The 12,809-nt window shown below is 68.5% G+C and carries 12 protein-coding genes; 9 read left to right on the forward strand and 3 right to left on the reverse strand.

What is annotated here, in order from left to right:
* Window positions 1–400 precede the first annotated feature (400 nt).
* Window positions 401–1,300 (reverse strand): RNA polymerase sigma factor SigJ, encoded by a 900-nt coding sequence (sigJ, locus tag CU044_RS08085; protein WP_129767786.1) that lies wholly within the window; start codon window positions 1,298–1,300, stop codon window positions 401–403.
* Window positions 1,301–1,401: 101 nt separating this feature from the next.
* Here sigJ and CU044_RS08090 point away from each other — a divergent pair, with 101 nt between their 5' ends.
* On the forward strand, window positions 1,402–1,764 hold the full coding sequence (locus tag CU044_RS08090; RefSeq protein WP_129767787.1) for a hypothetical protein: 363 nt from the start codon (window positions 1,402–1,404) through the stop codon (window positions 1,762–1,764).
* A gap of 705 nt (window positions 1,765–2,469) precedes the next feature.
* Window positions 2,470–3,429, forward strand: coding sequence for a hypothetical protein (locus CU044_RS08095; protein WP_129767788.1), 960 nt, complete (start codon window positions 2,470–2,472; stop codon window positions 3,427–3,429).
* Window positions 3,430–3,579: 150 nt separating this feature from the next.
* Here CU044_RS08095 and CU044_RS08100 read toward each other — a convergent pair whose 3' ends face one another.
* A complete protein-coding gene (locus tag CU044_RS08100; protein WP_129767789.1) occupies window positions 3,580–5,286 on the reverse strand; it encodes an AMP-binding protein in 1,707 nt (568 codons plus the stop codon).
* A gap of 248 nt (window positions 5,287–5,534) precedes the next feature.
* Between CU044_RS08100 and CU044_RS08105 the strand changes: the two genes are divergently transcribed.
* The 7 genes from CU044_RS08105 (at window position 5,535) to CU044_RS08135 (ending at window position 11,846) form a co-directional block, all read left to right on the forward strand.
* On the forward strand, window positions 5,535–7,004 hold the full coding sequence (locus CU044_RS08105) for an aldehyde dehydrogenase family protein (protein ID WP_129767790.1): 1,470 nt from the start codon (window positions 5,535–5,537) through the stop codon (window positions 7,002–7,004).
* A 100-nt stretch (window positions 7,005–7,104) separates the two neighbouring features.
* Window positions 7,105–7,872 (forward strand): TetR/AcrR family transcriptional regulator, encoded by a 768-nt coding sequence (locus CU044_RS08110; protein WP_129767791.1) that lies wholly within the window; start codon window positions 7,105–7,107, stop codon window positions 7,870–7,872.
* Window positions 7,873–8,057: 185 nt separating this feature from the next.
* A complete protein-coding gene (locus CU044_RS08115; RefSeq protein ID WP_129767792.1) occupies window positions 8,058–8,813 on the forward strand; it encodes a maleate cis-trans isomerase in 756 nt (251 codons plus the stop codon).
* Between the two features lie 63 nt (window positions 8,814–8,876).
* A complete protein-coding gene (locus CU044_RS08120; protein WP_129767793.1) occupies window positions 8,877–9,533 on the forward strand; it encodes a VOC family protein in 657 nt (218 codons plus the stop codon).
* Window positions 9,530–9,775 (forward strand): hypothetical protein, encoded by a 246-nt coding sequence (locus CU044_RS08125; RefSeq protein WP_129767794.1) that lies wholly within the window; start codon window positions 9,530–9,532, stop codon window positions 9,773–9,775. The genes CU044_RS08120 and CU044_RS08125 overlap by 4 nt, the downstream gene beginning before the upstream one ends.
* A complete protein-coding gene (locus CU044_RS08130) occupies window positions 9,772–11,013 on the forward strand; it encodes an alpha/beta hydrolase (protein WP_129767795.1) in 1,242 nt (413 codons plus the stop codon). Before CU044_RS08125 ends, CU044_RS08130 begins: the two co-directional genes overlap by 4 nt.
* Window positions 11,014–11,132: 119 nt before the next feature.
* Entirely contained in the window at window positions 11,133–11,846 is a 714-nt protein-coding gene (locus CU044_RS08135; protein ID WP_165371815.1) for a TetR/AcrR family transcriptional regulator, read from the forward strand.
* Between the two features lie 94 nt (window positions 11,847–11,940).
* On the opposite strand, the gene CU044_RS08140 is transcribed toward CU044_RS08135, so the two are convergent.
* On the reverse strand, window positions 11,941–12,744 hold the full coding sequence (locus tag CU044_RS08140; protein ID WP_129767797.1) for an SDR family oxidoreductase: 804 nt from the start codon (window positions 12,742–12,744) through the stop codon (window positions 11,941–11,943).
* Window positions 12,745–12,809 lie beyond the last annotated feature (65 nt).

Here is a 12,809-nt window from a genome sequence, read left to right on the forward strand (position 1 = left end):
GACCGCCGCCCATCTCTTCCTGACCGAGCAGCGGTCCTGCCCAAAAGTCCCTGCCAGGGCCTGACTCTCCACCAGGCCCTGGCACTCCTCCAACACCTGTTAGCCACCTGGACCGGCACCTGCCCCACCTGTCGGCAACCCACCCCATGGCAGCCCTACGACACCACCTAACAAAGCCCTACTAGGGTCTTTCGTTTGGATCAGGCCGGATCAGGGAGCGGGGTCTGGTGGAGGGGGTCCCTCCCGTGCCGTTCAGGCTACGGGGGAGGATCGCGAGGCGGAGGAGGGAGCCATGGCGGAGCCCTGGTGACCGGCGACAACGCGGCGAGGCGCGGCCCGCCGCGGCAGCGGCTGATGTCACCGCGGGCACGCGAGCCCGGCATGATCCAAACGAGAGGCCCTAGGCGTCCCGCACCCACGGCCCCAGCTTCTCCGGGTTGCGGACCGCCCAGATCCGGGTGACGCGGCCGTCGGCGACATCGAACGCGGCCACGGTCATGACGGCGCCGGCACGCTCGGCCACCAGGCCCGGCACACCGTTGACCGAACGCTCCAGGAGTTCGAGCCCCGGAGCCTTGTCGGCGATGGCGACCATGTACTGGGCGATGCGCGTACCGCCCTCGATCGGGTGCAGGACGGTACCGACCAGGCCGCCGCCGTCGGCGGTCATCACGGCGGCAGGGTCGAGAAGCTCGACGAGGGCCGCGATGTCCCTGGTCTCCCACGCCTCTTTGACCTGTCGCACCACGTCGGCCTGCCCGGTCGCTGTCACCGGAGCCCGCTCGACGCGCACCCGCCGCCGGGCGGAGGCCGCGAGCTGCTTGCAGGCCGCGGGGGTCCGGCCGAGGACGCCGGCGATCTCGGCGAAGGGGTACCGGAACACGTCGTGCAGGACGAACGCCACCCGCTCGGCGGGTGTCATCGACTCCAGGACGACGAGGAAGGCCATGGTCACCGATTCGTCCAGGATCAGCTGGTCGGCGGGGTCGGTGCCAGGTCCGTGGTGCCACTCGGTGTGGTCGGGCAGCGGATCGGGCAACCACGCGCCGACATAGCGTTCACGCCGGGCCCGCGCCGAGCCGAGCACGTCCAGGCAGACGCGGCCGGTCACCGTCGTCAGCCAGGCGCCGGGGGACACGATCTCGTCCCGCCGGCTTCGTGGCAGCGCGTACCAGCGCGCGTAGGCCTCCTGTACGGCGTCCTCCGACTCGGCCAGTGAACCGAGCAACCGGTAGGCGACATTGATCAGTTGGCGCCGCTCGCCGGCCAGCGCGTCGGTGCTCGTCCCAGCCGTCCCCATGCTCCCGACCGCCTCCTCGCCTTACCTTTCGCGGGCCCGCGTCGTCGGGCTGTTGAAACCCTACCGATCTACTGCCCCCGGGCGGAAAAGGGGACCGTGGCATGGCAACTCAGGCGACGGCACAGCGCCGCTTGTCGTTTCTGCAGATCGCGATCACCCTGCAGACCTTGACCATCTTCCTTCAGGCGGTCTCCGCCGGACTGCTGCTGACCTCGTCCTACGGAGAGACGCTGCACAGTGTCGGAGCCCGTGTGATGTACGGGGCGTCGATGCTGTACGTGCTCGCGGCGGTGCTGGCGTGGAAGCCGGGCGGCGGCTCGCCCCGGCCCGTCTGGCACGCGTCCGGCTTCCTTGTCCTCGCCTCGGTCCAGGTCGTGCTCGGCATCGCGGACGTACCGTCGGTTCATCTCCCCCTGGGCGTCCTGATGTTCGGACTGAGCGTGCTGGCGCTGGCGCGGCGCTGAAGTCCTTTGCGGCCCGACGACAACGCCGCGGAAGTAGCGAGTTGTGACCACGGAATAGCCTTTTGGCCATGCCTTGCCGGATGGCGCAAAAAGAAATCGGGAATGTTCGGCCACCGCTGATCAGTTTGCCCCGGGTCCGGCCAGGTCGGCCGGGGCCGGGGCGTACCCGCACGTCGTGGCCGCCACGAGTCCGGGCCTCGGCGTCCGCGATCGAGGCCAAACGCCCAGATCCCTTGAGCAGTTGCGGGGAAACCTCCAGGGCGTTCCCCCACCGGCGACATCGAGGCGCGGTGTCGATTCCCTGGGGGCTGCCCGCGCGAGTGAGGCGGGCCGTGGGCCTGCCCACGGCCCGGATCGTTCTGTGAGGGCGGCGCTTTCACTTCTGGTCACTCCACTTGGACAAACGGGCCAGTGCATGGTTTCCGGCTGTTGACGTGACCTCACAGGGATGGTTTTACTCCCTGGCACGCCGTCAAGGACGGGGCGGCCCACGCGTCGCGGAGCTCCACGACGAGACGCAATAGTGTTCCTACTCGCATCGCCCGGGGCTTGCGCCCTGCCCTTTTCGCATCCTGACGGGGTGACCTGTTGCCCCACCAACATCCCGGTCGAACCACCGTCCCCTGGAACGCTCCCATGGAAAGGAGGGAACTTTCGGATCCGCCGGGGACACGCCTCATGAATTCCCTCTCGAAGGAGTTTCCGTTGAGACGCCTGTTTCGCTACGCGCTCGGCGCGGCCCCACTCGCACTGCTCATCCCTTTCGGCGCGACGGCCAGCCCGGTCAGCGCCGGCTCGCCGGTCACCCAGTCCACCTCGATCGTCTTCGACCCCGGCCCCAAGAACCGGTGTTTCGGTGTCGTGGAGGAATTTCCGGACCTGCCCGCCGGGCCGCAGAGCACGTACTACGACACCTCCGGCTGTCGCGCCGTGGACAATGAACTGCGTGCCGACGATTCCTGTTTCGGACGCTTTCCCTACACCGATTCGAACAACAGGAAAGCCTGTCCCGCGTGGGACTTCGTGACCGTGAACTGGAAGAGTGACCAGCGCACGAAGTACCCCGGCTACGACGGTCAGGTTTCGGGGAATTCCGGAACCCCGCTGAAGCTGGGGCTGGAGAACAACGCGCAGCAGGTGGGCGATTGCCTCCTCCGTGAGGTGGCGTTCTCCTACCACTATCCGTCGAGTTCGCTGCGCCGCCCGGCCCCGGGCCAGCACTACAACTTCGCGGACGGACGGCTCAAGGTCTCCTACGACGCCTACGCCAAGCAGAGCGGCACCTTCGCCTGCGGGGAGAAGCGCGCCATCCTCACGACGGATCTCATCTACACGGACGGCGACAGGAAGAATGTCATCTCCGTTGTCCACTTCAACCCCGGCAAATTCATGCAGCCGAACGCGGACGGCGTCTTCTGGAACAACGGCTGCCAGAACAACACATGCCGCGTCACGGTGCAAGGGCAGGAGATCGCGGCCGGAACCACCAGCCGGGTCTCGGTCGACTTCACCGCACTCGCCGAGAAGTACCGTGCGTACCTGGGCGGCTCCGCCGTTCCGGCGGAATCCAAGGTGATAGCTGTCCAGATGGTCAACAGCACCACGGGAGCCGACCTGCGGACCGAGGTGTCCAACGCTTCGGTCACACTCGAACCTCCTGCGTGACGATCCGGCGACGGATCCGACAGGTCCGCCGCAGCCAGGCCCCCACCCCGTCCCGACACGGGGTGGGGGACTCTGGAGATCTTGGAATGTCCCGTTCCGTCGTGACGACCTGCGTGTTCCCGCGCTGTCGCGTTGGGTTGGCCCGACCTTTCAGCCCGCGACGTTCTCCTGGGCAAGCTTGGTCTCGATGTCCTCCCGCAGGGACTTCTTCGAAACCTTGCCCACGTTGGACAGTGGCAGGCCGACCCTTACCTCGACACGTTCCGGCAGCTTGTACTTGGCCAGGCCCTGCGCCAACAGGAACTCGCCCAGCGACCCCACGGTCGGCGGCTCTCCGCCGGGGACGAGGACGAGGTAGGCGCATCCGCGCTCTCCCAGGACCGTGTCCGGCATGGCCACCAGGGCGGCCTGGGAAATGGCGGGGTGACGCATGATCAGTTCCTCGACCTCGTCGGCATGGATCTTCTCCACCCCGCGGTTGATCACGTCCTTGATGCGGCCGTCGATCGAGTAGCAGGTCAGGCCGTCGATGACGTGCCGCCTGGCGAGGTCGCCCGTGCGGTAGAAACCGTCCGCGGTGAACGCCTGGGCGTTGTGCCGTTCCGCGCGGTAGTAGCCGCGGATCGTGTAGGGGCCGCGGACGCACAGTTCGCCGATCTCGCCGGGTGGCACCTCCGTGTCCTGGCCGGGCCGCAGGATACGGATCTCGTCGTCGGGGGAGAGCGGCTCGCCCACCGTGTGGTGCCGCACTCGTTCACCGGCGTGCGCGGGCGTGACGAGGAACATCCCTTCGGCCATGCCGAACTTCTGCCGCACCGTGATGCCCAGCTCGTCCCGCAGGCGCTCGGCCACTTCCTCGGCCAGCTTCTGTCCGCCGACGATGAAGTCCTTGATGGAGGACAGGTCGGTCTTCCGTCCGCGTGGATCGTCGAGCAGCCGGATCGCCAGGGCGGGCGGCACCAGGGGGATCACGTCCGGGCGGGTTGCCTCGATCAGGTCGAGCAGCGCGCCCACGTCCGCCGAGGGGGCCAGGGCCAGCGTGGCGCCGCTGAGCAGCGCGGGCTGGAGGGCCAGGGCGACTCCCGCGTTGTGCATGATCGGGAGCGGATACAGAACCACGGTTCCCTCGCCCCAGCCCAGTGTCCGGGCCCAGACGCGGGCGTTGTAGGCGTATTCCTCGTGCAGCCGGGGCGCGATCTTGGGCAGGCCGGTGGTGCCTCCGGAGAGCTGGAAGACGGCGATCCGGCGAGGGTCGCAGCGGTGGTACGGCAGGGCCTCGAAGCCGGCAGTGGCCCCGGACGCGAGCAGTTCCTCGTACGCCACGAAGCCGGATGTCCGGCCGCGGGCCACGACGACGTCCTCGATGACGCCACTGGCGACGAGCGCACGCGCGTTCTCGGGCAGCTGCCCGCGCCCGAAGTCGGCCTGCAGAACGAGGCCACGGGCGCCGATGTGCCGGGCCAGCACACTGATCTCCCGGACGCCGTGCTGTGGCAGGGTGCACACCGGCCGCACCCCTGCCAGCAGGCAGCCCAGATAGGACACAACGGTCTCGGCGACGTTGCCCATCTGGAACATCACGGCGTCCCCGGGCCGCAGGCTCGTCGACTTCAGCAGCCCGGCGGCGAACCGCTGGGCTTCGTCGAAGAGTTCCTGGTAGCTCCGACTTCCCTCGGGAGTGATCAACGCCGTACGTCCGGCATGAGCGGACGCGGCGGACATCAGTTCCGCCGGCAGGGACCGGCCGGACCAGAGACCGGCCGCCCGGTAACGGGCCTCGACCTCTGCCGGGTACGGAACGAGTCCGGGCTCGTCGACTTCGCCGCCGGGGAACGTGCGCGCCGTTGTTTTCGCCATGCTTCGCAATCTAACGACACTTCCTCCGAAGTTCCACCCCGGGTGTCGAAGTTTTGACGGCGGCGTCACATGTGGACTGGTGCGCCTCCTTGGAAGGATGACGCGAGGCGACTCGACTTGGTCGTCGATATTTCGACATCGAGGTTGACCGAGGTTGTGTGCCGGGTTCATTGTGGGAGGCGAGTCGTCTCGGCGGGCATTGATGGGATGTCGTGCTCCCGAGGCGTATGACCAGCGAGGAGACGTTCATGTCCAGCACTCTCTTCGCGCCCTCCGGCGCGTGGAACGGCAAGATCTACAGCAATGGGTGGAAGGAGCCGGGGCTCGGGACCGAGCCGGTGACCGAGAAGGCCACGGGCGCAGTCCTGGGCCACACCGGGCTTGCCTCGGTGGACGATGTCGCGGCCGCCGCGGCCGCTGCCAGGGAGGCGCAGGCGGCCTGGGCCCAGGTGCCCGCCCCTGAGCGCGGAGACGTCCTGCGGAGGTTCTCGGAACTCCTCCTGGAGCACGCCGACGAGATCGCCGAGCAGCTTATGCGCGAGACCGGTGCCATCCGCCTCAAAGGGGAGTGGGAGGCGCGCATGACCGCCCGCGAGATCCTTGAGGCCGCCGCACTCGGCAGTCAGCCGCAGGGCATCCTGGCGGCCAGTGCGGAACCGGGACGCCGCAGTGTCGCCCGCCGGATTCCGATCGGTGTCGTCGGCGTCATCACGCCATGGAACTCGCCCCTTCTGCTGGCTGCCCGCGCCGTGGGCCCCGCGCTGGTGATGGGGAACGCCGTTCTTCTCAAGCCCGACGTCCAGTCGCCGGTGTCCGGTGGTGTCGTCTTCGCGCGGCTACTGGAGGAGGCGGGACTTCCCCCGGGGCTGCTGCATGTCCTGCCCGGCGCGATCGAGACCGGCCAGGCCCTGGTCAAGGACCCGGCGGTGGACATGGTGAGCTTCACGGGTTCGACCCGCGCGGGCCGGGAGATCGGCTCCGTGGCGGGCGGCCTGCTCAAGCGGGTGTCCCTGGAGCTCGGGGGCAACAATCCCTACGTCGTGCTGGATGACGCCGATGTCGAAGCGGCGGCCGGCGCCGGGGCCTGGGGCTCCTTCTTCCACCAGGGGCAGATCTGCCTCACCGCCGGACGTCACCTCGTGCATGAACGGGTCGCGGATGCCTACACCGAGGCGCTGGTCGGAAAGGCCAAGGCGTTGGTGGTCGGTGACCCGATGACCGAGGGTGTGACGGTGGGGCCGATCGTCAACGAGCGTCAGGCGGCGCGCGTCGAGCGGATTGTCGGCGACTCTCTTTCCCGGGGAGCGCGAGCTCTTGTGGGCGGCTCCCGTGACGGGCTCTTCTTCGAACCGACCGTACTGACCGATGTCGCACCGGGCATGCCGGCCTTCGACGAGGAGATCTTCGGCCCGGTCGCGGCCATCACCACGTTCAGCACCGACGCGGAGGCCGTCGCCCTGGCCAATCGGACAAGCTACGGACTGGTGGCGGCGGTCGTCTCGGCGGACCAGGCCCGTGCTCAGCGGATCGCGGACCAGCTGCGTTCCGGGGTCGTCCACATCAATGACCAGACCGTGCTTCACGAGGTGTACGGGCCGATCGGTGGCATCGGCGCGTCCGGCAACGGCTTCAACCACAGCACGCACACCAACGCCGACCAGTTCTCCGAATGGCAGTGGGTCACCAGCCGCGCCGAGATCCCCGCGTACCCGTTCTGAAAGCACCGCCCCGGGGCCTCGCGGCGGCGCCCGCCGTCCTGATTCGTCGCGAGCGTAAATTTATCGACATGTCAGCCTGGTTTCGACTAGGATCAGAGGCATGGCCGGTACATCACGGGAACGGGATACGGGCCCTGTCGCGGCGGCCGAGGAGCCGGCCGCGAAGGGTGCGGAAGCCTCGCGCCGCAGTACGGCCCGGCGGACGCTGGTCACCCGTGACCTGCTGGAGAAGGCGACGCTCCTCTTCGCGGAGAAGGGGTACGAGGCGACCACTCTCCAGGATGTCGCCGCCGCCGTCGGCGTCTCGCGTACCGCCCTTTATCACTACGTGACCAGCAAAGAAGATCTGCTCGCGATGCTGGTCGAGCAGATGAGCCTCGGGCTGGCCGAGGCTCTGGCGGTGCTGCGGGCTCGTACGGACCTGACCGCCGAGGGGAAGCTGCGTGAGCTGACCGACATGCTCGTGCGGCAGCGGGCGGAATCCCCGCACCAGTTCCGGGTCCACGACCAGACCGAGTCGGTGCTGCCGGATCCGCTGCGTTCTCGGCACCGCCAAGCGCGACGCGATGTGCTGGCCGCGCTCTCCGGTGTGATCGAAGAAGGCATCGAGGGAGGGGAGTTCAGGCCCCTCGATCCCAGGGTCGCGGCGTTCAGCGTCCTGGGGATGTGCAACTGGGTGGCCTGGTGGTACCACCCCGGCCCGGACTACGACATCGATTCCATGGCCCGTCAGATCAGTCAGTCCGCCGTCGACATGGTCGCCGACGTCGACGCGCCGCGAGGGCGGGCGGATTCCGCGCGCTCCGCCCTGGCCGCGGCGCGGTCGAGCCTCGACGCGCTGGAGCGCCTGCTTCCCTCGGAGAGCTGACCTCTCTTCCCGCCTCGACTCGGTCCCTCCGCCATGCCTCGTCTCTCGACGTGAGTGGGTGCCGTGCGGCGGCGCTCACCCCCGCATGCCCGTCCTGCCGGGCCGCCGGTGTGGGCGGTCGGCTCTTGACATGTTGACGTCGGCGTCGAAAAATAGTCATCAGAGTCAACTGGAGGGAATGTCCCATGCCTGCACCGATCCGGATCGGACTCGTCGTACCCAGCTCGAACGTGACGGTCGAGACCGAGATGCCGCGACTGCTCGGCCGGCACCCCGAGGCGAACTTCTCGTTCCATGCCAGCCGCATGCGCATGCACACGGTGTCGCCCGAGCAACTGCGGGCGATGAACGCTCAGCGCGAACGGTGCGTCCTGGAACTGGGCGACGCGGGGGTCGACGCCGTCCTCTACGCCTGTCTGGTGGCGCTGGCGGTCGGTGGACCGGGCGAGCACCTGCGCGTCGAGTCGGCGGTCAGCGAGCAACTCTCCACCGGCGGGGCGAACGCCGCGGTGCTGTCCAGCGCCGGCGCGCTGTCGGAAGGGCTGAGCGCCCTGAAAGCACGCAGGATCGCCCTGATCACCCCGTACACACTTCCGTTGGCGCGTCAGGTCGTCGCCTACGTGGAAGCGGAGGGGTTCGACGTCGCCGACTGGCGGGCCCTCGAAGTCGAGGACAACGAACAGGTCGGCCGCATCCCGGGTGAGCAGGTGATGAGTGCCGCACGGGACCTGGACCTGGACGGGGTCGACGCGCTGATCATCTCGGCCTGCGTGCAGATGCCCTCACTCGACCTCGTCCAGGCCGCGGAGGACGAGTTCGGCATTCCGGTCGTCTCGGCGGCGACGGCGGGCGCGTACACCCTGCTGCGAAAGCTCGGACTGACCGTCGACATCCCGGGTGCCGGGAGCCTGCTCCGGATGGATTCCCTCGTCGCCGGATGACCGGCTCCCACCCACCGATCCGCTGCGACAACGAGTTCGAGTTCGAGTACGAGGAGATCCGACATGAATCAGCCAGAACACCGGGTCAAGGGCGTCGACCACGCCGCCTTCCCCACGTTCGACCCCGTGGGCACCGTGCGCTTCTACCGTGATGTGCTGAAGTTCCCGGTCGTCCACTCGATCTGCGCCGCGGGCTGGGGTCCGGAGCGGCACCCGGACTTCATCCACTTCTTTTTCGACATCGGCAACGACGACCGCATCGCCTTCTTCTACTACTTCGGATTCGAGCCCCCCGCCGGAGCCGGTGACGCGGGCGATGTCTACGCGAAGTTCGCCGATGACGTGCCCCAGTTCTTCATCAACTCCCGCCATCTGGCCATCCATGTCGACAACGAGCGGGACCTGCTCGAATACCGCCGCCGTCTCGACGCGTCCCAGTGGCCGGTCGAGATGCAGGTCATGCACGAGACGATCGAGTCGATCTACACCCACGACCCGAATGGCTACATGGTCGAGATCACCCGCGCGCTGCGGCCGGTCACGCCACAGGAAGACCTCGACGCCGCCCTCACCGTCGACGCTCTGGTCGACGTGGCCTCGGGGCCGGAGCCCAGCATGGACAAGCTGCTCACCCGCAAGGCGGAGCTCATCGTCGAGCGGGCCGCGCAATGGGAGGAAGACCGTGTCGGCGGCCTCGCGGAGGAGCTGACCCGGGGATGAGCACCTTCTTCGTCCTGGACGTCCCGGAGAACACCACGATTCCCGAGGTCGCCGCGCAGGACCCCGCTGTGGAGGTGGACAGGATCGGACCGTACTTCCGGATCACCTCCCCCAGGACCATCGTCGTGGACCGCCGGGCCACCGGATGCCGGCACGCTGTCTGGTACAGCGCGGTGGCCGGGCTCGTGGCCTCCCGGATCACTCAGCAGGACAAGAACGCACTGCGCGTGGAGGCACGATGAGTTCCTCGGAGCGGCTGGGAGCCGGCCGGTACGTCACCGCCCGCGCGGTCCCCGGCACGACAGTCTCCTCGCTGCACGAACTGACCACCGCGGACGGTGCGACGGTGACGGGGGTGCTGCGCAGCACCCCCGGCGCCCGCACGGTCGTCTGTCTGATGCATCCCCGTCAGGACTTCACCCACCACGTCCTGGTGCCCGAACTGCTCGCCAGGGGAGCGGCGGTGTGGACGCAGGGAACGCGCTCGGTCAACAACGACCTCAACCTGCTTCACGAGCAGGCTGTACTGGACATGGCCGCGGGCCTGGCGTTCCTTCGGGGCGTCGGCTTCGATCACGTGGTCACGCTCGGACACTCGGGCGGCGGCACACTCGCCGCGCTCTACCACGCGCAGGCCGGACTGCCCCCCGAGCAGCGGATTTCCCGCACACCCGCCGGTCGCCCCGTCGATCTGGCCGGCGCCGATCTGCCGGTCGCGGACGCGGCCGTCTTCATGGCGCCCCATCCGGGACAGGGCGCGCTGTTGCAGCGCCTGATCGATCCCTCGGTCACGGATGAGACCGACCCCATGTCCGTCGACCCCGCTCTCGACCCGTACAGCGTGGCCAACGGCTTCGCCCCCGCACCTCAAAGCTCTGCCTACTCGCCCGAGTTCGTCGAGCGCTACCGGGCGGCCCAGCGAGCCCGTATCGGGCGCATCGACACCCGCGCCCGGGAGCTGGCCGACGAAGCGGCGGTCGCACGCAGGCGCTTCAAGCGGAGCGGTGACGCCGCCGACCGGCGACGGGCGCTGGCCCCGAGGATCATCACGGTCTACCGCACCGACGCCGATCTCCGTGGCGTCGACCAGTCACTGGACGCCAACGAACGCCCCTATGGGTCACTCTTCGGCAGCCGCCCCGACCTCATCAACTACGGACTCGTGGGATTCGGGCGACTGTCCACACCGGAAGCCTGGCTGTCCACCTGGTCCGCCGTGTCGACCAACGCGGACTTCCTCCGCTGCGCACCCGGCGTCACCGCGCCCACGCTGCTTGTCGAACTCACCGGGGACCAGGCGTCCTTCCCGCAGGACACCTCGGCCATGCTGAGCAGCCTCGGCTCGGCGGACGTGACGCACCGCAGCGTACGCGGACTGCACTTCGGCGGTCCCATCGCACCCGGCGAGCCGACCGGCAGCGGTCTCGCGGCCGAGGTGATCGGCGCGTGGCTGGCGGAGCGGTTTCCTCTCGCGGTCTGAACGAAGGTCCGCCCCGCGGAGAAGGTCCGCCCCGCGGACACAGGGACCGCCGTCGCGCACGTCATGGCCGGCGACGGTCCTGGACGCCTCGGATGACCTTCTCGCCTACGATCTCAGGCATGGCCAAAGCAAAGACCCCCGAAAGCGGGCGGCGGAGTACCGCGCGCCGCTCACTTGTCACGCGTGATGTCCTGGAGAAGGCAACCCAACTGTTCGCGGAACAGGGATACGAGTCGACCACCCTCCAGGACATCGCGGAGGCGGTGGGAGTCTCTCGGACCGCGCTCTACCACTACGTCTCCAGCAAGGAACAGTTGCTGGAGATGCTGGTGGAGCAGATCGGCTTCGCGCTCGCCGAAGCGGTTGTCGGCCTGCACGCCCGTACCGACCTCTCCCACGAGGGAAAGCTACGGGAGTTCACGGACCTGGTCGTACGTCAGCGGGCCGCCTCTCCCAGCCAGTTCCGGGTGCTCGACCAGTCCGAGTCGATGCTTCCGGAGCCCTGGCAGGTACGTCACCGCGAGGCGCGACGCCAAGTGCTGGCGGAGCTGTCCGGAATGATCGAAGACGGCATCGACGCGGGGGAGTTCAAACCGCTGGACCCCCGAGTGGCCGCCTTCAGTGTGCTGGGTATGTGCAACTGGGTGGCCTGGTGGTACCACCCCGGTCCCGACTATGACGTGGACGCGGTGGCCCGGCAGATCACCCAGTCCGCCATCGACATGCTTGTCGTCGAAGATGCCCGCGGGCCTGCCGACTCGGTCCGCTCGGCGCTCATGATGGCGCGATCGAGTCTCGACTCCCTTGAACGGCTGTTGCCCAGCGGGGCGTGACATCCGGGCCCGGCCTTCGTGAGGTCTTCGGCCGACGGCGCGTCCCGTCCCGCTGGAGGCGGCGCACCGCCGTCATCTCCTCGGCAGCATGTGGTCACCAGGTGGAATCGCCGCGCAGCACCACATCGGCGCCCCCGTCGAGGAAGATGGTCTGCCCCGTCATGTGGCCGTTCTTCTCACTCGTGAGCCAGGCCAGCAGTTCGGCAGCCGCCACGGGCTCGTAGGGGCCGCCCAGCGGCATCGGGCTGCCCGCCTCGATGCGCCGCTTGGTCTCCTGGTCCTCGAAGAGCCGCTTGAGGAGTTCGGTGCGGACCAGGCCGGGAGCGACCGCGTTGAGCGGAATGCCCGCGCCGGCCCATTCCGGGTGGACGGCGCGCCGGCGGATCCACCGCGACAGGGCCCGCTTGGTCGTCGCGTACACCTGACCCGCGACGGCGGCACGGGACAGCGCCTCCTCTTCCGTTCCGTCCAGCATGATGTCCAGGAGCCGCTGGTCGAACGGGTGGACCGAGGTGATCGAGGAGACGGCGACGACGCGTGGAGCGGGCGATGCGAGCAGGAGCGGACGCAGGCCCTCCATGGTCGCGATCGCACCGTAGTAGTTGATCGCGACGGTGGCCGGTCCCGCGATGTCGACGCCCGCCACGGCCAGAATCGCGTCGATCCCGCCGCCACTGAGCTCTGTCACCCGATCGACCAGGGCGGTACGGCCCTCGGGCGTCGAGAGGTCGGCGATCACATCGGCGTCGCGGAGATCGACCCCGATGACGCGGTGCCCCTGGGACTCCAGAAGCTGCTTGGTCGCCAGACCGATGCCGGAGGCGGAACCGGTGACGACATGGATCCGCGGCGCGTCCGAGGCGGCGCCGCTCGCGCTGAGAGCATCACTGTTCGTCATGAATGTAAAAGTATCGACGTGGGTGTCGACAGTCAAGCGGAAGGGGCGCGCACGCCGACCCGGGG

Source organism: Streptomyces sp. L-9-10, from assembly GCF_004151105.1.
In the GTDB taxonomy this organism is placed as follows: domain Bacteria; phylum Actinomycetota; class Actinomycetes; order Streptomycetales; family Streptomycetaceae; genus Streptomyces.